This window comes from Paenibacillus sp. ISL-20, from assembly GCF_018613005.1.
Lineage (GTDB): Bacteria > Bacillota > Bacilli > Paenibacillales > Paenibacillaceae > Paenibacillus_AQ.
Map to the genome: position 1 here is coordinate 228,326 of NZ_JAGGRD010000009.1, position 22,671 is coordinate 250,996.

Sequence of the window (22,671 nt, forward strand, 5' to 3'; positions counted from 1 at the left end):
TAATGCAGTTATCAGGAGTGTAAACGATATGCCGCCATGAATCCACTGGGATCAATAAACAATTGCCAATATTTAATGGTTGCACGCCGTATATTGTTGGCATACCATGTGTATGATAGAACATACGTTCTTATGCATTTCATGTCTTAGGATGTGTCTCTTATGATGAAGCCTTCCACGCCTCCTCCGCCTTCACTAGAAGACGAAGCCCTGATCCGAGCTTATCTGCTGCATCACTTCATTCAGTCTGTTCTCGAGCGGGATATTCAAATTCTCAAGACCCTTACACTCAAAATGGCTGACCTCTATATCTTAAATCTGCAGCTAATTAAAAAAGGAGATTCGGATCAAGCCTGGATCATGCAGCAGCAGATGAGGCGGCGCGGCATCCGGATTCGTAGCCAGAGCCGTACAGCCTCGGAAGGACTGCAGGTTCAGTATTTGTGCCGCGGTTATGAATGCAGTCTGCTCTGCGAATGGCATTCCCTGAAGGAAGAGATAAAGGATCGGCTCTTTTCGTATCTTGGCACGGATTTTGCGGCATACTAGCACCAACTACGTACAAGACAGGAGCGCTCATGAAGAATATCTTCCACATATATTCTGCCGATATCCATAGAATCATCCGTAATTGGGCTGCAGGCGTCATCATAGCCGGGCTTGCTATTCTTCCTTCTCTGTATGCCTGGTTTAACATTGAGGCCTCTTGGGATCCCTATGGCCAGACCTCCGGTGTATCCATTGCCGTTGCCAACCTGGATAAAGGCACCACTCTTCGCGACCAACCCATTAACCTGGGAAAAGAAATCGTGGATTCCCTCCATCACAATGAGAAGCTGGGGTGGCGGTTTACGGAGGATAGTGAGAACGCCATTCAGGGTGTACGGCACGGTGATGATTATGCCGCCATCATTATTCCGGAGAACTTTTCTGCCCGGATCGGCACCGTGCTGAGCAATGAGCCTGTCAAAGCTCAGATCCTCTATTATACAAACGAGAAAATCAACGCTATTTCTCCCAAAGTGACGGCCAAGGGTGCATCCGGTGTTGTAGAGGAAATCAGCAAAAATTTCATCAAAACCGCCAACGGCACCATCTTCGAGATTTTCAACACACTCGGGATTGAGATCGAGAACCAGCTTCCGGCCATCAATAAAGTACGAAATCTTCTGTTCCGGCTCGAAAAAAGCTTTCCGGCGCTCAATGAAGCGGTGGGCACAGCCGCAAAGGATATTAAGCTGGCCAACCGATTGGTTCAGCAAGCCGGCACCGCCCTGCCTCGCCTTGAAGGGATTGCCACGGACGGCAAGGCCATGGCCGGTGCGCTGGCGGAGTTCGCGAATGAGGCCGCTGGTGCCTCGAAATCGCTGGAACCTGCTCTGCGTCAGGACTTGGAGGTACTGGCTGCAACCACCGGAGCGCTCTCGCAAGTGCTGGACGCTCTAGGACAAGCCGACATCGACCCGAAAGAGCTTGCCAGCCGCTTGAACGCTGCGCAGGAACGCGCAAAGACAGCAGCGCAAGCCGCGGCCCGGCTGGGTCAATTGTTCAAGCGACTGGGCTCGATCTCCCCGGCGGCAGCTTCCGGGGCGGCGAAGCTTGAGGATATTGCCGCACGATGGACCTCAGCCCAAACCGTGCTCCAAACCATAGCCCAAGCCGTGGAACGGGGAGAAGAAACACCTGCAGATGCCATCGATAAGTTGAAGAAGCTAAACGATGACATTACGGGACTAACCAACACGGTGTTAAGCCGCTACGATACGGAGATCGGTCCAGCGATAAGTAAAGCCTTCACCAAGGGCGCAGGCACGGCCAAGCGTGTTCAGCAGGAGCTGACCCAGGCGCTTGCCAGCGTGCCCGACATTCAGCATTTGCTCAAAGATGCCCAGAAAGGGCTCAAGGTAGGCGGCGAAGAAGTGCAGCTTGCCCAAAGCCGTCTGCCGGAGGCCGAGCTTCGAATTACACAGTTGGCGAATCGGCTGCGTGAGATGGAAGCTGCAGGGGATATCCAAGAGGTTATCGATTTGCTTCAAAATAATTTCGAGCTCGAAAGCCAGTTTTTTGCCGAGCCTGTTACGCTGGAAGAGAATCGACTCTACCCTATCCCGAACTACGGGTCCGCCATGTCTCCCTTCTTCACGACGTTATCCTTGTGGGTAGGTGCCCTGCTGCTTGTTTCCCTGCTCTCCGTTGAGGTTCATGATGAAGAGAGAAGCTTCCGCAGCATCGAGGTTTACTTTGGACGCTATTTAACCTTTCTGACCATTGCCCTGTTCCAAGCGCTATTCGTCACCCTGGGTGATATCTATTTGCTGGGAACCTATGTGGTGAATCCGGGCTGGTTCATCCTGTTTGCGCTGCTGATCAGCACCATCTTCATGCTGATTGTATATACGCTGGTGTCCGTATTCGGTAATGTCGGAAAAGCGATGGCCATCGTACTGCTTGTGCTGCAGCTTGCAGGCGCAGGCGGAACGTTTCCGATCCAGATGACACCGCCGTTCTTCCAAGCATTGCATCCGTATCTGCCATTCACCTACGCTATTAGCATGATGCGGGAAGCCGTTGGCGGCATTCTATGGGATATTATCGTCCGGGATGTCCTGTTCATGCTGATCTTCGCGGCAATTGCGCTGATGATCGGGATTGCACTCAAGAAGCCGATCAACCGGGCCAGCGGCGGTCTCGTCCGCAAAGCGAAAGCCTCGAAGCTCATCCATTAACCCAGCCTCCTTTCGGTCCGTATACTCGTACAGAAAGACTGTTTGACTACAACATAAGTCATTTTACGCAAAAGGACACCCCAAGCGGCTTCTTGGAGCCATGGGATGTCCTTACTTTTCGTATACATTCACTTATGTTGGGATTGCTGATGATATGCCTTCAACTGTTTCAACGTATCTTCTTCCATATCCCCAAGCCGCCAGATCGCAATCTTCGAAATACCAGCGTCTCTCGCCGTATCTATCCAGCCGGCAATAGTCATTCCATCCGCATACCATACGGTATGGCCGAAACCTTGGTCGTCCGTATATTCAAAATACAGGGCACCGCTTGACGGATCCCGCTTCGGCACTTCCGAGATGGAACGCGCCAGCTCCACCGCACGCTTTTCCGTTAATGAGACAATCTTGCCGTTCTTCGCCCAGTCAAACCCGCCAACTGACAATGCGATGGCATGGTCTCCCGGAATCCCGTGCAATTTGTCTGCCAGCTTCCTAATCATGGCGTGATCCGCCTTTGGCCCCGGTCCGCTATGCCCTCCGTACAAGTTATATGCCATCAGGACATAATCCGGACCTACCGGCAACAACTCCATGGATGACTGGGAAATCCCCGGCTCCAGCACGATACGAAGTGAGAACCCGTCCGCTTGCAAACGTTCATACAGCTCCTTGTACAGAGCGCAAAGATTCGCCCAATCTTCCTTGCGTACCCTCTCGTAATCCAGTTCCACACCGCTAAAGCCATGCTGGGATACCACAGCCAGAATGTGCCCGATATGCAGGTTGCGGCTTTCCGGAGTAGCCACGATCCGGGAGATGAGCTCAGGATCCTTCTGGTCCGCCGTCCCATCAGTATCAAAGCGATCGTTTACGATGGTCAGGACCCGGCGAAGCTGCTTCCCTTTCCGGGAAATCTCCAGAAACCCAGGCAGCCCCTCCCGAAAATCCGAAGTAAAATGGAGTTCATCTTTATGATTGAAGTAAGCTGCAAAAAAATGAATTTCTTCAAGCTCACTACCAAGCTGCTTCAGATCCGTAACGCCCGTTCTCCACTGCCAATCGGTAATCCAGGCAGACAGCTTCACTCCTGTTTGCGGTAACTGAACCTGCAGCGCTTTCTCCTGCTCTTCGGTGCGCAGCCACCAGAAGGAGACTGCAGCGCACACAGCCATCAGTACCACAGCTCCTGCCCACTTCCTCCTGCGATTCTTCATTCTTGTTCACGTCCTACGCCATCCGAATTTTAAAAAGTCTCCACAGCCCAGTCAACCGCCCGGCTCAAACTTCTCTGCACGCCTGTCAGGACACCGGTCAGTCCGGACGGCTTGTTCGTAAACAGCAGCTTCATATCACCGCTCGCAGGCTCGGATGCAATGGCGACATCTTCAAAAATAGCGTCATAAATATCATCTTTCTCATTCTGCTCATGATATTGCGATTCAAACGCCACGCCCCCTGCACCAATCGAAACATCCACAGGCTGCTGATCCAGAATCAACTGTTGATCGACACTCACGGACAGGGAATGGCCTTTCACCGAAACCTCCAGCCAACGGTTGCCAAGTATGTTGACCGGATACTCATTCTCATCATCCCGGTCTCCGGACTGCGTCTGCTCCTTGGTATATATCGATGCCTTATCGAATTGCAGGTCCTCTTCCCCCCACTCGACCTTCGGCAAGGTATAGGTGAACAGCTCCTCGGGTGCTTGACCCGCTTTCTTCTGTTCTACCACCACGTTATTGTTCTCCAGAAGAAGCCTTAAGTAAGAGCCCTTCGTCCGGTCGTAACGGACATAGATGGACTGCCGTCCTACCACATTACCGAGTGCCTTCGCCGAGACGGTTATGTCAGACTCTTCGCTGCCCTTCAAATAAACGATCCCTGCCTGGGCCGGGGGCGATGTGACCACGAAACGGTTATCCGCAAATTCAGCCGCTCCGCCAAGCAGCTCCCACTTATCGGCCTGCTGCTTGTCCCCTCGCACAAACTGCATAGGTTGTCCTTGGTCCTTGTGCAGCTTCATCAACAGGTGATTGGTAGACCAGTAAGGAGCAGGCTGAACCCGAGTCAGATTATAAAGATCGCTATCCTTCGAGTTAAAGGCCATTCCTTCCCGGTTGAAATTCATCCCAAACAACTGCCGAATCTGCGCCGTATTGGCATTGGCTACAAGCTGATTCATGCCTCCGCCCAGCGCATTGGCGTGCATGATCATATACGTGCCTGGAACGTAACCAAGCGCTTTCGTGTAAACCTGATTCATCGCTTCATAGTCCGCTTGGATCCGTTCTTCCATCTCCGCGCGGTTCTCGAGCGGAATCATATTCCCATCACGTATGAAATCCATCAAATAGTGGTTGTAATACTCCACGTTGGATTTGCTGGTCAGTTCACTTTCGTCCTTAACGCCGATATAACGGCCTTCATGATCAAAAATATTAATATAAGTCAGCCGGTTGCCGTTGGTCCCAAGCTCCCAATAACCGGTGCGGGCCATCTTCAGCATATCCTTCGGCTGCAGAAATTTCCGTTCACTGTTGCCCATTTTGTTGGCATAAGACAGGAAGGTGGCCTTATAGTTGTATTTCTCCAGCAACGGCTGCGCGAACAGCGCGGAGTCATTCCGTCCATCTTCAAAGGACAGGTACAGCGCTTTATCCGGCAGCTTCTTGCCATTACGATAATAATCCATAATATCTTGCTGCGAAATCGTGGTGTAGCCCTGTTCATATAAAGCCCTCAACTGGGCGTCCAGCTGGCTCTTGGATACGAGCTTGGATGTCCCGGTGCGACCGACTCCAAAATAGGATAGCGCAATAAAGCCCTGATCCTGACGCCAGGCTGATTTGTCCGGCTCCTTATAGGTGCGAAAATCGAAAATTGCATTCGCCAGCAGGACGACAACTACGGCCAATACAACAACCTGTGCCGTAACTTTGATGATTTTGCGGCGATTTTTTCGCTGAACATTGAGGGCTGTATTTCGTTTTTTACCCATTTGTCATCCTCACTTCAACCGCTTTGACACGATCAGAACGGTAATCCGAATTTTTTGCCTTTGCGCTTGCGTGCTTCCTTCTTCTCTCTCGCTTCAATATCCTGCGGCGTTTCCCGGGTTCCCCATGTCGACTTCCAGAAGGTAAACCAGGCCACCGGCATCTGCCATAACAGGACAAATTCATAGAACAGACAGAACACGAAGCCGAACACCCAGAGCCTGCTCTTGCGAAACAGCAGGTGGGCAAGACTCATCAGCAGCGCCATCAGCAGCAAGCCCATCAGGAAGGTCCCGGGGAAAATGCCATGAACGATCGGCACGTACATCAAGTTATAGGCAACCACAACAGGCGCGGCAATCGGCACGATCAGGCCTATGTAGAAAAACAATGCCATAAACGGCTCTTTGCGCCAAATAAAGCTTCCGGCCCGGAGCGACTCGCGCAGCCAGGAGCGCTTCCAGCGCATCTGCTGCTTCAGGAACACCTTCATCTGTGAAGGGACAATTGTCGAGCATATGGCGGAATCCTGGTAACCGGTACGATGTGTTTTCAAAATAAAGTTTGTCATGCTTCGGTCATCCCCGAAGGTGGCGGGTCTGCCCAGAAACTTCTGATTCAGCCAGGCGTCCGCATGCTGCATAATCAGCTCTTTCCGGTAGCAGGATAACGGGCCCGACAGGCAGGTCACGCTATCAAACCAAGACTCTGCCGCTTTCATGATCCGGAATGCAATATAATAACGGACCGTCTGCAGCTTCGTCATGTTATTGGTATATTTATTCTCGACGTCTGTCCGGCCGGCAACGCCGCCCATATTAGGGTCCTGAAAAGGCTGAACGAGGTGGCGAATCGCCATCGGGTCCAGAAAGCTGTCGGAATCCACAAAGACCACCAAATCATGCTTCGCCATCTCCACACCTTTGACAAGGGCGACCCGCTTGCCCGCATTCTCCGGCAGCACCGTATAGGACAAGCGCTCGCGGGTAGCGTAACGCTCCGCCTCGGAGTGAATCACTTCGATCATATCCTTGATCTGCTGTACCGATTGGTCTGTCGATCGGTCATCCACGACAATGACCTCCAGCTTATCTACCGGATAGTCCTGATTAATACAGCTGAGAATCGTACGTTTGATCCAATCTGCTTCATTGAAGCAGGGGATAATAATCGAAACCCCCGGTGTATAATCCGGATTGATCGGCACATCGCGATACAACGCCCCGAACAGGTAGCGTGTCAGCAGAAACAGAGCTGCGATTAAGCTGTACAAATACAGCACCATGTTGTATTTGAAATAAATAATGCTCTCGGCCCGCATCAGCATGATGAAGAGCACCGCCATGAACATCAACGCGCTGGCAGAATACACGGAATAGCCCCACCGTTTGCGCTGAAAATATTCCGTCAGCGGCTTCTCAAATTCTAAGGCCAGCATATGCTCTTCACCGGATTCTGCCGAATTCGTGGCCCGACGAACGACGCTTGCATCCATCCTTACGGCGGATTCGAAACCCTCGGGCATGGAGCCCGGCGGGATACGGAATCGGGCCTTCACTGTGTCACCCACTTCAAGGCCTGAAGCGTCGTCCGGCAGCCTGAGCAGCAGGCCGGTGGCCGAAATATCGGCAGCCTGTCCCTTAATTCCCGCTTTTTTCTTTTTCCCCTTGGGAACGATCCATACTTCAAATTCCGCTTCATAACGCAAGCTGAGCATACGCAGCTTATTTAAATATTCAGAGCTGGACACATCATCCCCAGGCTGCTGTTCTCGGTTGCCTCTTCGGTCCGCGTTCAAACGGATCTGCTCCGGATCGGGTACATAGGAAAGAGTACGTCTATCTGTACGCGGAACCGCAAGAACTTCCTTGGTGCTCTTCGGTTGCTTTCTTTTTATAATCCTCATTGCTTTCTCCCATCGTTATCTACAAACTCCAATAATGAAAGCCATTCGCTTCATATTCGGTTTTTGGATAAGCTCCCTTCACGTCGATCAGAAGCTTCGCCTCTTCAGAGCTGAACATGTCCTTGAATTCGGCAACCCCAAGCTGCTTGAACTCCCGGTGAGCAACGGCAACAACCGCAATCTGGATGTCTCTCAGTTCACTCATGTCCGACAGCTCGATACCATATTCCTCATACGCCTGATGTCGGTCCACGTGCGGGTCCGCCACCATCGGCTGGATCCCATAGTCTTGCAGCTCCCGGATAATATCGATGACCTTGGAGTTGCGGATATCCCGGCAGTCCTCCTTAAACGCCAGACCCATTACCGCCACCTTCGCCCTCATCAGATCAATACCATGGCGAACCGCAAGTTTAATGACATGCTGGGCGATGTATTTCCCCATTCCGTCATTGATATGCCGCCCGGCCAAAATAATCTTGGAATGATATCCCGTGTCCTCGGCCTTATACGTCAGATAATAAGGATCAATTCCGATGCAATGACCACCAACGAGCCCCGGCCGGAACGGGAGGAAATTCCACTTCGTTTCCGCTGCCCGCAGCACGGCATTCGTATCGATATCCATCTGATTGAACAGCATGGAAAGCTCATTCATGAAGGCGATATTGATATCGCGCTGGGCATTCTCGATAACCTTGGCCGCTTCCGCCACCCGGATGCTTTCCGCCCGGTGGACCCCCGCATCAATGATCAGCTCATATAGACTGGAAACCATTTCCAATGCCTCCGGATCATTGCCGGACACAATTTTCACGATGGTCTCGAGCCGGTGCACCTGATCTCCGGGATTGATCCGTTCCGGGGAATACCCCACCTTGAAATCCTCGCCCAAGCGTAGGCCGGACTCCTCTTCGAGAATCGGAATGCACACTTCCTCCGTAACGCCCGGATACACCGTCGACTCATACACAACAACCGCTCCCCGGGTTAATGCGCGGCCGACCAAACGGCTGGCATTGCGCACGAATTTCAGGTCCGGGACATTTCCGCTTTTCACGGGTGTCGGAACGGCCACAATAAAACAGCGAGCCTCCTTAAGCTTGTCCTGATCCGAAGTGAAGGCAGCCGTGCAGTTCGTAAGCAAAGCATCTCCGATCTCACCAGTAGCATCGAATCCGCTGCGATACTGCTGCACCTTGGCCTCGCTCAGATCGAAGCCGATGACATCCAGCTTTCTTGAGAATGCGACCGCCAGCGGCAGGCCTACATATCCAAGACCGACGACCGCCAGTCTGTCTACACGGTCCAGCATGTTTTCATATAATTCCATCTTATTCCATCTCCATTGCGGCTTTGTCCTGCAGTTGCATCATGTCCGCCATTTTTACAAACGTATATCCTTTATTCTTCAGCCCTTCCAGTACACTTGGCAGAGCTTCAATGGTATGAATGTCATCCAGCATATGCAGCAAAATGACGCTTCCCCGTTGTGTCTTTGTCATTACCCCGTTCACAATATCGTCGGCACTATTGGAAACATCCCAATCCAGCGTCGTCACATCATACATCGCAATGACCGGGTAACCGGTAGCCGCCAGCGCTTTGGCCCGTTCATCATCAACCACGCCGGTCGGCGGACGAAACAGCATGACAGGCTGCTGCTGTATGGCCTCCGTAATGACCTGGTGGGCCTTGACGACATCCTTCTGCAGCTCTTCGGGCGTTAGCGATGTCACGACGGGATGACTGTAGGAATGATTAGCCACATCATGTCCGCCCTCCACCATCGCCCGCGCCAAATTCGGGTTGCTTTCAACTCCTTTGGCCCGCAGGAAGAAGGTGGCTTTCACATCATGCTCCGCCAAAATATCAAGGATGCGGGTAACCGTTTTGTCACTTCCGAAATCATCAAACGTCAGGGCAATTTCTTTTTTATTGGTATTGACTTTATAAACCAGTTCATATTTCGCCTGTTGATAATCCGGGTTCATTCTCGCAGCGTCGTATCCCGGAATTAACTCGAGCGGTTTTCGCTCTCCGCCATTTCGCACCAGCTCATCCAGCGTGACCAATCGATATCCGATATCGTCCACGGCCTGGGCGATGTATTTAATAGAAGATATCACTTCCGGATTGACGTCGGTATTCATGGAAATAATGCCGCCTCTGGAGATGAACCTGGTCACATACTCTCCAATCTCTTCAGCACTCTGCATACTGCGATCCTTGGGATTAATGTTATAACTTACAACAGCCTTCATCCCGAGATGCGCGGCTGCCAGTGGCACTTCTTCCGGATAATCGCCGGAGCGTGTCCGAACATAGCGGGGCTGGGCGCCCGTTTCCCGCTCAATGACATCGTTCGCAAGCTTGATCTCCTTATAGATCTGATCGTAATCAAGCTGATTCATATCGAGCTGATTGAGCGTATTGTTCTCAATTTCATGACCTCTGGACAAAATGGCTTCAGCAATGTCCGGTTCCTCCGCTACTCGGATGCCCGGAAGAAAGAAGGTCGCCTTGATTCCGTACGCATCCAGCTCATCGATCAGTGCCATCATGGTCGCTTTATCGCCCATGCCATTAAAGGTAAGCGCTAATTCTTTCCTGGCCGTATAAACAAACGGGATTTCCCTGCTCTTCTCCCCCGTATACCGTTCCACTTGTTGAACAGTCGCTGTCGAACCGCCCGTCTCATCACTGGGAGCTTGCTTACCTCCAAAAAGACCGCAGCCACCCAATAACGTCAGGGATAACAACAGTCCGGTCATTCTCGTAAGCATGTATAACATTCGGGTTTTACTAAAATCTCTTTTCATCTGGATACTCCTTTTAAATTTCAAACAGGGTTTTTCTTAAAGCCCTTCCTGAATAAACCAATAGAATATAACACCAACATATCATAATTGCTATTACTTTTTTGAAAAATTCATGAATTTTCATCATTTTCATATCTTTGAATTACAATAACGAACCCCGGTCGTCCAGCTTATGTAATCCGTTGTCCCATGTTTTTTCAAAACCGACTCTTACCCCTTGCCGCTTGATGATTCACATTATAGAATTCAGTTCTATACAATTTCTAAACAATTTCCGTTTCCACCACCCTTATCAGACAAAAAAAACACCTCCGAAAGTCTCTAAAGACCTTCGAAGGTATGTTGAATAGTGAATGATTCATGTTGTTCATGCTGTTACCATTTAACCTGGAAATCGTAATGGAATCTCATGCAAATCAAGGCTCTTCCCCAGCCATCGCGGTTCGTTTGTGAACCCAAGCCTGGTAGTGATGGACGGCCATTCCCGCAAAGGAGGAATGGTCACTGCCAAGTTTGGCGGCACGCAGGGCTTCGTCCTCCATCTCCTGTTCGCTCTTGGCAAAGAAGGTCAGATGCTCGCCTTCCTCCGTATCCCCGAGCTCCATGCCGATCCAGACGGACTTGCCGAGTTCATCCGCCTGCTCCAGCTCTTCCTTGGACAACTCATACATCTGCTCCCCGCTGTCCCGGTACGCCATAACGGCAATCGCGTCCGTGTTCTGGATCATCCAGCGGCTGAAGGAGTCGGCATCCGCGCTGCGCGGTCCAGGTACCTTGTCCAGCCAGAATGGAACGGCGGCACTGAACGAGAGCCCCTGACGCTTCGCCTCCTGCACCCAAACCTCCATGTTCGCGCTCCATTCTTCCACCACCTGTGCCTGTTCGCGGCCCCATCTCCGGAGCACATAGGGCTCGACATCGAACTGCACGCCCTCGAATTTCTCCTCAGGCGCAGCCGTACGATTGTACGCTTCCAGCCAGGTCAGCAGCTCCATCCCTTTTCGCCGGCCTTCTTCATAAGCCCAATCCGGCTGACCGTTCAAGGCGTGAACACTGATCCCCTGCTGATGTGCTGCGGCCACAAAATGGCGGTACTCCTCGTCCGTCACCTCTTGTTGAATCTGCAAAAAGATCGTTGTAATGCCTTCCCTGCCGCTAAAGGCTACAATCTCCTCCGTTTCACTTCGGATCAGACTTGCATCCCACAGCCATGTAGCCTTGTTCTGATTCACCTTGCCTGACGGGAGAAGAAAAAGGATCAGCAGCAAAAGACAGATGCCGGCAACCAGGATGATCCACTTCGCTTTTGCATGTATAGGCCTCATTCTTCTCGTCCATTTCATTAGATCAAGACAGCCTCACCCGGCTCAGCTACATGCTGAACAGAATGGCCGATCTTGTAAATATGAGGTTCGGCGAACGCTTTAAATGCATTTCGCGTATCTAAGATCGGCACGCCGGTCGAAGCGATTGAATGATAATCCAGATTGCTGTGGTTTGTGATGAGGACGATGCAATCGTAACGGCTGAATTTCGCAAGATCATACTCCACGCTGTGAATCGTCCCGCCTTGCTTATCCACAAAACTGTGGGCATACGGATCGTAATAATCCACATAGGCACCATTTTCCTTGAACTGTTCATATACTTCAAGACCCGGAGATTCACGCAAATCGCTGATATCCGGTTTGTAAGCCATGCCTAACAGCAGGATATTGGAGCGCTTGATCGATTTGGCATATTCATTCAGAATCGTAGCCGTCTTGTTGATCACGTAGTAAGGCATATTATCGTTGGTGGACTGTGCCAGCTCAATGAATTTGCTATAGAAGCGGAAGCCCTTGGCCTTCCAGGACAGATACATGGGATCCAGCGGGATGCAATGGCCGCCGATGCCCGGTCCCGGATAGAACGGCATGAATCCGAACGGCTTGGTTGCCGCTGCATTGATCACTTCCCATACATCAATGCCCATGCGGTCACACATCATGGCCATCTCGTTGACAAAGGCAATATTCACGCTGCGGAACGTATTCTCCAGCAGCTTGGACATTTCCGCCACTTTCGGGTTGCTGACGGGTACCACCGTCTCCACGTATTGCTTGTACAACGCTTCGCCCAGCTTTAGGCAGGCTTCCGTCGTTCCGCCGATGACCTTCGGCGTATTCCGTGTATTGAACCGGCTGTTGGATGGATCGACCCGTTCCGGCGAGAAGCACAGATAAAAGTTTTGGCCAACCTTATAACCGAGCTTCTCAATCGGCTGTTGAATCAGTTCCTCCGTGGTTCCCGGATAAGTCGTGCTTTCCAGCGTAATTAACAGATTAGGTTTCATAAAGCGTTTGAGCTGATCGACCACCATTGTAATGTAGGAAGTATCCGGGTCCTGATTCTCACTGAGCGGAGTTGGCACGCAGATGCTGACCGCGTCAATCACAGCAATCATGCTGTAATCCGTTGTCGGTTTAAAGCGTCCGGTTTCCATGCATGCCGCAAGCTCTTCGGACGAGATGTCCGTAATATAGGACTCGCCGCGGTAAATACGGTCAATTTTGTCAGAATCCAGATCGATACCGATGACCGTGAATCCCTGTCTTACCATTTCTACAGCCAGCGGCAATCCTACATAGCCCAGTCCCACAACACCCAGAACAGCTTTCTTATTCTCAATGGCACTCAATAAAGTTTCATATTCCTCATTCACAAGTATTCAACCTCCATCGGATGTATAGTCTATTTGTCTATTTCTTTTGCCTATTCGCCAAAAGACAGACCTCGTTTTGTTGAACTCTCTCCTTGCGATTAAAGAACCTCTCAGCTCAACTAATCACGTATCATTCATCAATTCTGATCAAACTAAAAGCGTTAATAACGATGTGTTTAATGAAGGCAGCGGCGGATGCGGGCATCCAGCTCCACCGGCGAGAACGGTTTGGTTACGTAATCATCCACCCCGTTTTGGAAACATTGGCTGATCGTTTGCTCCACACGTTTTTCGGTTAATACCACAATTTTCGGCGGTTCCTTCACATCCAGCTGCTGGATATGATGAATGAAAGGCAGTCCATCGATGCCATGCAGATTGAGCTCGGTCAGCACAAGATCCGGCTCCCATTTCGGGATGAGATCCAGCGCCTCCAAACCATCTACCGCTTCAAGTGTTTCATAACCTTGCATGGTCAAGCGGATCTGTAAAAACTCCCTCACCGTAGCATCTTGATCCACGATGAGAATGCGGTTTTGACCGCTGTCTGCTTCCTCCTGCGTAAATATATGAATATCCGAAGAGGTGCTGAGCTTGGCCGCTTCCGCCATCTGCTTCAACGTCAGCGCTGACGGCGCTTCAGTAAGCGCTGCAAGCGTAATACGCGGATCTGCTTGCTCCAAACGGCCTTGCAGATGCTGCTTCAGGAGCAGCGCCTGATAATGGACGGCATCCAGCGAATATCCAGGCAAGGTAACGGCCAATACACCGGTATTGGTGTCTTGCAGTACCTCACCATTCACGCCGGACAGCTGGTCCACAAAGCTTTGAACCTCCATCAGCCCAGCCTCCATCTCGGACGGATTGCCTGCACAGTACAGGAACAGCAATGCTGTCCCATGGCTATGGTTTCTCACTTCCTCCTCCAGGCGGCCGTAAAAATCAACGGCCTGCACGCGTTGCAATGTTGCGGATTGAGACATAACTGTAGGTCCCACCTCTCTTTATATTTTGATGCTGTTTCATATGAACCGGGCCTTGAAGTCAGGCAGCCTTGTTCTTATCTTTCCAGCTCTGCCGGGTCATGGTACCCCATGAATTGTTGTTTTGCAGATATTGAATATGCCCCTGCACTCTCCACAGCACACCTAACTGGTGGTAACCCACGAATTTGAGTGCCGAGAAGAGGAGCATCTTCACCAGATCGGACAATTTGGTATACCGGCGGAAGGCCATCTCCTCCAGGATGAGAGCGCCCACGCTGAGCAGGTACCCACTTAAAAAATTGACGAGTCCAAACACGACCAGCACATGCCAATTTGTCATATCCAGCAATACATATCCAAGCAGAGCCAGAAGGCCCGTAATTCTGAAGTAAGGGTTTAGCGCTTCAAAAATAACGTTGTAAGGCATCGTCAACAAGCCCATGACCTTATATTTCGGATTGAATAACATATCGCGGTTCTCGATCATGTTCTTCAAGTTTCCCCGTCCCCAGCGCTTGCGCTGATTGGACAAAATGTTGTAGCTGTCCGGCGCTTGCGTCCAGCACACCGCTTCCGGGCAAAAGGAAACGCGATATTTAATTTTATTTTCCAGCATATAGCGGTGCAGCTTGATAATGATGTTCATATCTTCGCCGGGATAACCTCCCCGATAGCCGCCCACCGCAATGACATAATCTTTGCGGAACAAGCCGAAGGCTCCCGACACGATGATGAGCCCGTTGAAATGACTCCACCCGATTCGTCCTCCCAGGAAAGCTTTCATATATTCGATTGATTGGAACATCGGCCATATCCGGCGCGGCAAGGATACGTCCTTAACCTCTCCGTTCTCAATCACGCAGCCATTGGCGATTCGAACATCCCCGCCGATGGCCACCGTTTCCTCGGGATTCTCCATATACATGCGGGCCATCCGAATCAGCGCATCCTTCTCCAGCAATGAATCGGCATCGATGGAAGAAATCAGCGGATAACGGGACAGGTTAATGCCCGCGTTCAATGAATCCGCCTTACCGCCGTTCTCTTTGTCAATGAGGTAAAGCTGCGGGTACTGCGGATTATAATAAATGCCGCGAACCTTGTTCGTATTGATGTTGCCGCGGACCTCCGGATTGGGCAGCAGTGTCAAACCGTACTCCTCAATCAGCACCTTCAGGGTCTCGTCGGAGGACCCGTCATTGATGACGATGACCTCGTAGGTTGGATAGTTCAGTGTCATCAGACAGCGGACATTCTCCGCAATGGTCAGCTCTTCGTTATAGGCCGGAACCAGCAAAGATACCGATGGAACCAGTTCCGAACCCGAGAGCGTATTGTATTTGGAATACGTCGCGCGTCTGAAAATATCTTTAATATTTCTGAAAGAAAACATCAGAATTACAAAATAAAGCGCGCTAACGATCATGACGTAATATATCGCCACCATACCGTAAGTGAGCAGGATATCTCTAAGCAGTGTAATCTCCTCCTACTCCTGCAACTGTGCCGATCCGTTTGTTCGTTTGAACACCGAAATAACGATCGTACACCAGTTTCTTTTTATTAAAGGCCACCATTTGCTCAACTTGCTCGTATTCGCCTTCGTTGGACATGATCCGTTCGATCCGGTACAAGGCCGTTTCCCTGGCCGGACCTTCTCCTGTCAGCGCGGCTTGGCACAATGTCTCGAAGCCTTGTTCTCCCAACATGGCCAGGCTCTCCGCGCTGTTGTTGCGTACATGCCAATTCTCGTCCTTTAAGGCGGAAGCCAGAATCGGAATGCTGCCTGCGGCATGAAGCCGTCCCAGCGCTTTTGCCGCTGCTGCGCGTACTTCCCACTCATGATCATTCATGAGTTCCGCAATGGTATCATCCTTCAGGGCCGGGTAGGAGCCAAGATACAGCTTGACCGCCTCCGCACGCACGTCCTTTTCCTCGGATCCGACCAATCGATCGAGTGCCGGCACGACAGCCGGAATGGCCTGCCCCCACATGGCTACAAGCGAAACCTTGACCAATCCAGGATCGGGATCATCCAAGAGCTTGCGCATAAGGCTGGCCGAATCCAGCCGGGTTTCAAGCAAAATATCGGCAGCCATATGATGAATGGCTTTATCGTAGGACAGCAGCTTGGACAACATTTCTCGAATTTGTTGTGACTGAACTGCGCTTTTGGCAATCGCACGTGCAATGATGATGGTCATCGGACCATATTTCGTACGGTTCATCAGATGCTGAAGCTGCGGCACGGCCTCTTCCGCACGCATCCCCCCAAGGCGGTAGACCGCTTCAATACGGCGGTCTTTCCGCAGGCTGGATAATGCCCGAATCTCCTCTTCCACAAATCCGGCTTCCCGGCATAAGCGCAGGAGCTTCTCTCTGGCGTCCCCTTTGAATTGCTCGATCCATTCCATAAATTTGGCTTGAATGACCCGGCGCTCTGCCGATGTCAATTTGCCCGGAGGAAGCTCCAGCGTCGTATCGTCATGCAGATGACTCTGCACATACACAAAATAATCATGATGTTTTTCTGTTAAGCGTTCCGTTTCTCTTTGTATGGCATTGTGCTTGATCTTCATTTGGAACAACAGGATAATGCCGGCTGCAATAAGGCCGAGACATACATAGGCAAAGACGTATGCCATTTCTAAATTTGAAAACATATCCGATGGCTCCTCCTTTTATTTAGCATCTGGTTCCCGCTCCGTTTCGGGCAGACGGGTGAATATGTCCTGCATATCATAATAGCTTTGTTTTAATCGTTCACTGTACTTGGTTGCTTCCCACAGCTCCCAAGTATAGGGTTCGATCTCCTCCAGGTTGATGGATTCTTCCGATCCTGACGCTGACTTCCCGTTATTCTCAGATCGCTGTGCGATCCACGGAGCCAGCCGAATCCCTTCCGCTGTGATCGTGCTGAATGTACGCTTGTCTTGAAGCGGACTGTAATCCAGCACCTGCAGCGAACTCGGATCCCCGAATCCGAGCAGCATCCATGGGATCCTCATCTCAACAAACCTGTCTTGATACTGCCAGGCCGTAAGCGAATTAAAATCCGGAGATTGCGGATCACTGGTCCCCCGTTTCAGCATCCCTACTCTCTCATCCACAAACGGATGGGAGAAGCGGGTATCCGGCGGATTCATCAGCAGGCTGATGGCCAGCTTCCAGGCATGAAACGAACCTCCAGGCACCACAGGATCATCCTTGGTTCCCTTGGCTTCCTCTCCTGGCAGCATCCAATATCCCTCTTTACCGTACAACCGGCTGTGGAAATCGTATGACGGTGCTATGGTGACCTGGGACTCATCCTCTTGACCTAACTGAATCAACGTTTCCAAAGCTCCACCTTTGAGCGTTCGTCCCGCCAGTTCTTTCTTGGGGATGTCGCCGCCAGGGATCGTGTCTGCTCCGATAAAGAGCTTGGAACGATCGGGATCAAATGCTTCTCCCAGTTCCATGCCGATATATAGGTAGGCTTCATCATGCGTCAGCTTCATGCTCTTGACGCCCGGAGCCGTTCCGGACCAGGTCTTGATTTCCTCTTCGGGAACTTTATCCCAATCGCTGAGATCCCCGTCGATCGTGATCTGCTCGACCTTGCCCGGCTGCATAGCGAGAACGCCGAACATCTTCTCATTCGTCAGCACATTCAACCAGAATGCCCGGCGGTCTGCCGGTATTTCAAAAGGCATCGTATTCCATGTCTTCTTGAACCATTCGTCCTGCCACATGAACAAGATGGCCCCAGAATAACCTTCGTCGTAAATATCCTGGGTCAGCGAGACGTTGACCGAGCCTTGCTCAGCTTCGTCATGTCCCCCTTGATCCTTCCCTCCAGGACCATGGTGTGAAATACCAATGGATGACGGTACGCCGTATTCGGTGACCATAATCGGCATATCCTCGAATTCTGCCTTCAATTTTCGCAAGTAGGCTTTGTACGTGTTGTAACCCCCATTCCCGTCAGGAAGGGTCTGTAGCTTTTTGTCCGTCCGGAAAAAATCCGGGTAGTACGGATACACATGGTATGCGGCAAAATATCCTGCATCCCAGTTCACCGGTTCTACATGCCTCGCATCAACAGACACCAGGTCTTCTTCAAACAGCGGTTCCCCCGGATGCTCAAGCACATCCGTTGTGACCCAATTGGTAAATGTCATCGGATGCTGCCATCCGTACTTCTGCTCCTCGGCAGCCGTATAGTCCAATAAAGATGCCAGCCAATTCTCAAAGGGACTTGCGTCCTTCGTCCCCGAGAAATAGGACCCCTCATACTGAGGAACATCCTTATGTACCGTGTTGGTGTTATCGACCATGGTTGGGTCCCACTCGGTTCCCACATGCCAGGCCATAAGGTACTTGCCTGCATTGACCTTATACTTGCCACTCGACTGTCCATGCTTGGGCTCAACGTTGATATCGCCGTAGACTGCAGCAACAGCCTTCGATATCTCCGCTTTGAACGTTTGGATGATTTCTTCGTCATACGCATCCTTACGCTCGATTAGCTGCTCCTCCGGAGACCAAATGCCCTGCATGAAGTACAAGGAGTCATCGCCTTTATCCCGGTTATATTTCACAAGTGCAGAATAAAAGACCGGATTATGCACGGTGTAGACCCTGATTACGTTCGCTCCCATGTCATCAATCTGTTTAAACCAGCGAAGGTAATCTTCCTCCGTTGCCGGAAGCTCACCGGGATAATGTCCAGGTACGGTTGCCCCAAGATTCACTCCTTTGGCAAAAACCTCTTTCCAAACTTCGTCATCCTCATATACCAGAAAGGAGGTTCCCTCTGTTTTGAATTTCATTTTCACGCCGTCCGCATCCGCATACGTTTTTAATGACGGTCGTAGATATCCTTGAATTACAGCGGCACCGCAGAGAAGCGCTATAGTGAAAAGTGCTGCGATCACCCACCATTTTCGTCTGCTCATCGTCTTCGTTGCTCACCTGCCCTTTCTTTGACATGCTTGTTTGCTGCACCGACTTATGACGACTGAGCCATACTCGTCATTCTATAGCCGATGCGTTCCCGATACCATATTCCTTCTTTACCAACTTTTCCGATATCGATAGTAGTCAAAAAGAAGTAAAACAAACCTCTTCCACATTTTTCCCCCGATAACACTCGCCGCTGCCTCCTCGTCCCTGTCATTTGACAACTTCACAGCCTGATGTTAGTTGTGTGCAGTGAAAAGCATCGCTGTCCGAATAAGGCTGGAACCGCATGACTTCATTTCATCAGAGAAATGCAGCGAGATGACGAAGATTTTCAGAAAATTTTCGTGAATCATAAGGTTAAACGCATAAAAATTGCTAAAGTTCCGGTCATTTTTACATCATTATCCATAGTTATTACAAAATTGATACCAAAGTCGTATAAAAAATCGGCTGAGAACCGCATTCTGTAAAGGTTTGGGAATATTAACCTTTTATGCAAAATAAGAATAGAGTCCTGTACCGGGATTGTGTAATATTCTATAGATTTGACACCCGGGATCAAGTGGTAAGTATCGCCTATTTTTTATGATTTCGGTTTGGATTTCCACGCATCGTGGTATTTAAATTAGTTTGGGAAATTTCAGATCCGCGGCCAAACAACATAAATTAGACCCGGTCCCTTGTAGATCCGAGTCTGTTGTTGACGATATAAGATTGAAGATATTACCATGATTACCGTTTATTCATCAAAGAAAAAACTGCCTTCACCACCAAAATGTCGGATATCTTCGCTCCTTTACCGCATTATTGACGAGCAGAGCCACAACCACGATCATGACCGACCCGGCAAGCACCGGCGTAAATAAGAATGACCAGCCGCTGCCAGCCATAATGACAACCAAGGGATCTGCACCAGCTGGAGGATGGGTCGTTTTGGTGATCCCCATCAAGCTGATCGCCGCTCCCACACCAATGGCCATAGCCCAGATTCCGTCCCCCAGAACCTCAAGCGTTACAAGTCCCGTGAATGTGGAAATCAGATGCCCTCCAATGAGGTTCCTTGGCTGTGATAGCGGCGCATCCCAAACCGCAAACGCAAGCACACAGCTCGCACCAAAAGGTGCCATGATCCAAATACTCTCTGCGAGCGACGTCAGAAGAGCTAATAACCCGATGGAAATAGCGCCGCCGATAAAACCAATGGCAATATTCATGGGGCGAACGGTCAACGGACTTCTAGCCCCACCTTTCATTTTTTGTACATATGCTGCTGCCTGATCCTTCATCGTAACCCTCCTATATTCATAATTAACTAGTTATTTAGTTATATATAAGATAATGACTTATAGCCATATATGTCAATACTTTTCTTGATAATTAACGAATAATTATGTATAGTTAAATTACTAGTTGACTAGGAAAGGAGGTTTCGTTATGCCGCATAAACTCATGCTTCGAGTCGACCCGCACGCCACCCTTAATGTCAGCACACAGGTCAAAGAGCAATTAAAGTGGTTGATTGGGATTGGACAGATCGAACCCTTTGACATGCTGCCTCCGGCCGGTGCGCTGGCGGATCTGCTGGGACTGAACCGCAACACCGTAAATCTGGTCTACAACCAGTTGAAGGATGAGGGGATCGTCTCGATGCATAAAGGTAAAGGAACGCAGGTATTAAACAACGCACAGGTAGAAGAGCTCAGAACTCGCAGAAAGCTCATGCATGAGCTGGTAAAGCGAACGACGGAGGAGCTTAGCTCCGTTAACATCCCCGCGAGCGAGTTCTTTGCCGCATCCCTCGCCTATACGCTGCTGCAGGAGCCTGTCCTGAACACGAAACAGCGGATTTTGTTCATCGAATGTAAGGAACATGATTATCCCTTTTATCAGAAAGCCATTGAACAAATGACGGGTGCCGAAGTGAAAACGGTATTTCTGGAGGATCTGTTGACGGGGAAGGAAGCCTTATTCGAGGCGCTGGAGTACTCAAACCTCATGGTCACGACATTGAATCACGATGCCGAAGTAAAGGCTCTGTGCAGCAAATATGACAAAAAAGTAACTGTCATTGGCGCCAGCGTGGAAACATCGGTCCTGCTTGATATTGCCCGGCTTACACCGGGAAGCGATATCAGCTTTGTCTGCTTGGGTAAGGCAGGTGCACAATGGATGGCCAGCCGCATGGAAGAGGCCGGCATTGAGGGGGTTCGCGCCAGCTTGGCCGGGCTGGATAATCTAGAGGACCTACTGCAGAGGATCGAGGAATCCGACCAGGTCTATGCATCTGCAGCCGCATATGAAGAGGTTCGAGCCCTATTCCCTGAAAAAGTGAAACTGTTTCCCATGAAGCTGGAGAAGAGCAGCGAGAGCATGCTAAGAGAGATGGTCTGAATCCTATAAAAAAACGCCCACTGTTATGAACAGGGGCGTTTTGGGGGCTGGATGTTGCTATCTGTGCCGAATATTCAACATCTGGATACCGATATCACTAATTCCGAAGGTCCCATGTAGTTCCACGGGCATCGAATCGATGGCCCAACTTCAGGCAAGCTTGCCGGTAATCCGCTTATAGGTCGCCTCGTCCGAAACCACATACAATCTCGCATCCCGCGGAATCGGCACATCGAGCTTGCGGTTGATGCTGAGGTCGTTGCGATCGGATATAAGCGTCGCTCCTTGCCGCAGCAGATCCTGAAAGGCATCGCCGTAAGTATTCCATGCAGGATTTAAAGCCACTTCGTAAATATCATCGCCATGCTGGCGGCTCAACAGCTGCATCAGCACATCTGAGTTTCCTTCCTGCAGGGCCGCGCGTACGGCTAATCGGGACACGGCATCGTGCGAGAGCACAAACTCGTTCACATGATTGTAGCGGAAATTCTGAACATGCTTCTCCTGCACGATCTCCACCGTGGTATGTACATTTGGCGCAATCCGTTCAATGCTGGAAACAATCAGCAGCGACTTGCCGTCCACGAGAGCCGATTCGTCAATCCGAGCATCCGCAAAGACTATGGCCGATTTGGCCTCCAGGATGTTGGCTCTTATCAGCACGTCATCCGCTGCAGGATCGCCGCTTACAAAATGAACCTGTTCGAGATGTTCGACAGGATGCTGACTGGTATCATCAATGACCACAATCTCGGACTTCGGCGAATACGACAAAATCTCATCGATCGCGGACATTGCTTTTTTGCTCCAATTGATTATGATGACATGACCACTACCTTTAAAATTCAACCTGCCCGCTCCTCTCTGCCGCTTCATGCTTCCAAACGATTCGATCACCTTACCGATCACCAAACTCAACAGCCCGATGCCAAAGATATAGATGAATATCGTTAATATCTTGCCTGGCACGGTAGCTGCATAGTAATCGCCATAACCTACGGTTGCCATCGTGGTAAGCACCCAATAAAGGGCGTTAAACCAATGGTGAAAGGTTTCGGGCTCCAGCAGAAATGCCAGGGTCGAGCACAGCACCACGAACAGTACCACAATTACGCTGATCGTTGTTTTACGCAGACGCATCATTTTCAAAGATAATCTTAGAAAAAAGTGCACGTTTCTGCTCCTCT

General features: G+C 50.5%; 16 protein-coding genes. 3 read left to right on the plus strand and 13 right to left on the minus strand.

Annotated elements, in window-relative coordinates; translation table 11 throughout:
• Positions 1 to 162: 162 nt before the first annotated feature.
• The gene (locus tag J7E85_RS06560; RefSeq protein ID WP_215156112.1) at positions 163 to 549 is read left to right on the plus strand and encodes a YhjD family protein; all 387 of its coding nucleotides are present in this window, start codon (positions 163 to 165) and stop codon (positions 547 to 549) included.
• Between the two features lie 29 nt (positions 550 to 578).
• Entirely contained in the window at positions 579 to 2,726 is a 2,148-nt protein-coding gene (locus J7E85_RS06565; RefSeq protein WP_215156114.1) for a YhgE/Pip family protein, read from the plus strand.
• A gap of 128 nt (positions 2,727 to 2,854) precedes the next feature.
• On the opposite strand, the gene J7E85_RS06570 is transcribed toward J7E85_RS06565, so the two are convergent.
• The 12 genes from J7E85_RS06570 to J7E85_RS06625 form a co-directional block, all read right to left on the minus strand.
• Positions 2,855 to 3,943 (minus strand): glycosyl hydrolase family 18 protein, encoded by a 1,089-nt coding sequence (locus tag J7E85_RS06570; RefSeq protein WP_215156116.1) that lies wholly within the window; start codon positions 3,941 to 3,943, stop codon positions 2,855 to 2,857.
• A gap of 29 nt (positions 3,944 to 3,972) precedes the next feature.
• Positions 3,973 to 5,730: a polysaccharide deacetylase family protein gene (locus J7E85_RS06575; RefSeq protein WP_215156118.1), complete on the minus strand. Its 1,758-nt coding sequence runs from the start codon at positions 5,728 to 5,730 to the stop codon at positions 3,973 to 3,975.
• Between the two features lie 32 nt (positions 5,731 to 5,762).
• Complete coding sequence (locus J7E85_RS06580) at positions 5,763 to 7,634, minus strand: glycosyltransferase family 2 protein (RefSeq protein ID WP_215156120.1); 1,872 nt, start codon at positions 7,632 to 7,634, stop codon at positions 5,763 to 5,765.
• A gap of 19 nt (positions 7,635 to 7,653) precedes the next feature.
• Positions 7,654 to 8,967: a nucleotide sugar dehydrogenase gene (locus tag J7E85_RS06585; protein WP_215156122.1), complete on the minus strand. Its 1,314-nt coding sequence runs from the start codon at positions 8,965 to 8,967 to the stop codon at positions 7,654 to 7,656.
• 1 nt (position 8,968) lies between these two features.
• Positions 8,969 to 10,420 carry a polysaccharide deacetylase family protein gene (locus tag J7E85_RS06590; protein WP_215156256.1) on the minus strand — a complete coding sequence of 484 codons (1,452 nt, stop codon included), beginning with the start codon at positions 10,418 to 10,420 and terminating at the stop codon, positions 8,969 to 8,971.
• 452 nt (positions 10,421 to 10,872) lie between these two features.
• A complete protein-coding gene (locus tag J7E85_RS06595) occupies positions 10,873 to 11,799 on the minus strand; it encodes a hypothetical protein (protein WP_076320819.1) in 927 nt (308 codons plus the stop codon).
• Positions 11,799 to 13,160 carry a nucleotide sugar dehydrogenase gene (locus tag J7E85_RS06600; protein ID WP_098742906.1) on the minus strand — a complete coding sequence of 454 codons (1,362 nt, stop codon included), beginning with the start codon at positions 13,158 to 13,160 and terminating at the stop codon, positions 11,799 to 11,801. The genes J7E85_RS06595 and J7E85_RS06600 overlap by 1 nt, the downstream gene beginning before the upstream one ends.
• Positions 13,161 to 13,336: 176 nt before the next feature.
• Positions 13,337 to 14,143: a response regulator transcription factor gene (locus J7E85_RS06605; protein WP_215156124.1), complete on the minus strand. Its 807-nt coding sequence runs from the start codon at positions 14,141 to 14,143 to the stop codon at positions 13,337 to 13,339.
• A gap of 61 nt (positions 14,144 to 14,204) precedes the next feature.
• Positions 14,205 to 15,572 (minus strand): glycosyltransferase family 2 protein, encoded by a 1,368-nt coding sequence (locus J7E85_RS06610; protein ID WP_251035523.1) that lies wholly within the window; start codon positions 15,570 to 15,572, stop codon positions 14,205 to 14,207.
• A 43-nt stretch (positions 15,573 to 15,615) separates the two neighbouring features.
• On the minus strand, positions 15,616 to 16,809 hold the full coding sequence (locus J7E85_RS06615; RefSeq protein ID WP_215156128.1) for a HEAT repeat domain-containing protein: 1,194 nt from the start codon (positions 16,807 to 16,809) through the stop codon (positions 15,616 to 15,618).
• Between the two features lie 18 nt (positions 16,810 to 16,827).
• Positions 16,828 to 19,086 carry a hypothetical protein gene (locus J7E85_RS06620; protein ID WP_215156130.1) on the minus strand — a complete coding sequence of 753 codons (2,259 nt, stop codon included), beginning with the start codon at positions 19,084 to 19,086 and terminating at the stop codon, positions 16,828 to 16,830.
• A gap of 771 nt (positions 19,087 to 19,857) precedes the next feature.
• Positions 19,858 to 20,379: an HPP family protein gene (locus J7E85_RS06625; protein ID WP_215156132.1), complete on the minus strand. Its 522-nt coding sequence runs from the start codon at positions 20,377 to 20,379 to the stop codon at positions 19,858 to 19,860.
• A gap of 148 nt (positions 20,380 to 20,527) precedes the next feature.
• On the opposite strand from J7E85_RS06625, the gene J7E85_RS06630 reads away from it, so the two are divergent.
• Entirely contained in the window at positions 20,528 to 21,484 is a 957-nt protein-coding gene (locus J7E85_RS06630) for a GntR family transcriptional regulator (RefSeq protein ID WP_215156134.1), read from the plus strand.
• A 150-nt stretch (positions 21,485 to 21,634) separates the two neighbouring features.
• Here the strand turns inward: J7E85_RS06630 and J7E85_RS06635 are convergent, their stop codons facing one another.
• The gene (locus J7E85_RS06635) at positions 21,635 to 22,657 is read right to left on the minus strand and encodes a potassium channel family protein (RefSeq protein ID WP_215156136.1); all 1,023 of its coding nucleotides are present in this window, start codon (positions 22,655 to 22,657) and stop codon (positions 21,635 to 21,637) included.
• Positions 22,658 to 22,671: the final 14 nt, after the last annotated feature.

Excerpts from the sequence above, each read along its gene's own strand:
- J7E85_RS06570 (WP_215156116.1), bottom strand. The coding sequence starts at position 3,943 with ATGAAGAATCGCAGGAGGAAGTGGGCAGGAGCTGTGGTACTGATGGCT.
- J7E85_RS06615 (WP_215156128.1), bottom strand. The coding sequence starts at position 16,809 with ATGTTTTCAAATTTAGAAATGGCATACGTCTTTGCCTATGTATGTCTC.
- J7E85_RS06565 (WP_215156114.1), top strand. The coding sequence starts at position 579 with ATGAAGAATATCTTCCACATATATTCTGCCGATATCCATAGAATCATC.
- J7E85_RS06560 (WP_215156112.1), top strand. The coding sequence starts at position 163 with ATGATGAAGCCTTCCACGCCTCCTCCGCCTTCACTAGAAGACGAAGCC.
- J7E85_RS06580 (WP_215156120.1), bottom strand. The coding sequence starts at position 7,634 with ATGAGGATTATAAAAAGAAAGCAACCGAAGAGCACCAAGGAAGTTCTT.
- J7E85_RS06625 (WP_215156132.1), bottom strand. The coding sequence starts at position 20,379 with ATGAAGGATCAGGCAGCAGCATATGTACAAAAAATGAAAGGTGGGGCT.
- J7E85_RS06575 (WP_215156118.1), bottom strand. The coding sequence starts at position 5,730 with ATGGGTAAAAAACGAAATACAGCCCTCAATGTTCAGCGAAAAAATCGC.
- J7E85_RS06630 (WP_215156134.1), top strand. The coding sequence starts at position 20,528 with ATGCCGCATAAACTCATGCTTCGAGTCGACCCGCACGCCACCCTTAAT.
- J7E85_RS06610 (WP_251035523.1), bottom strand. The coding sequence starts at position 15,572 with ATGATCGTTAGCGCGCTTTATTTTGTAATTCTGATGTTTTCTTTCAGA.
- J7E85_RS06590 (WP_215156256.1), bottom strand. The coding sequence starts at position 10,420 with ATGCTTACGAGAATGACCGGACTGTTGTTATCCCTGACGTTATTGGGT.
- J7E85_RS06585 (WP_215156122.1), bottom strand. The coding sequence starts at position 8,967 with ATGGAATTATATGAAAACATGCTGGACCGTGTAGACAGACTGGCGGTC.
- J7E85_RS06620 (WP_215156130.1), bottom strand. The coding sequence starts at position 19,086 with ATGAGCAGACGAAAATGGTGGGTGATCGCAGCACTTTTCACTATAGCG.
- J7E85_RS06605 (WP_215156124.1), bottom strand. The coding sequence starts at position 14,143 with ATGTCTCAATCCGCAACATTGCAACGCGTGCAGGCCGTTGATTTTTAC.
- J7E85_RS06595 (WP_076320819.1), bottom strand. The coding sequence starts at position 11,799 with ATGAAATGGACGAGAAGAATGAGGCCTATACATGCAAAAGCGAAGTGG.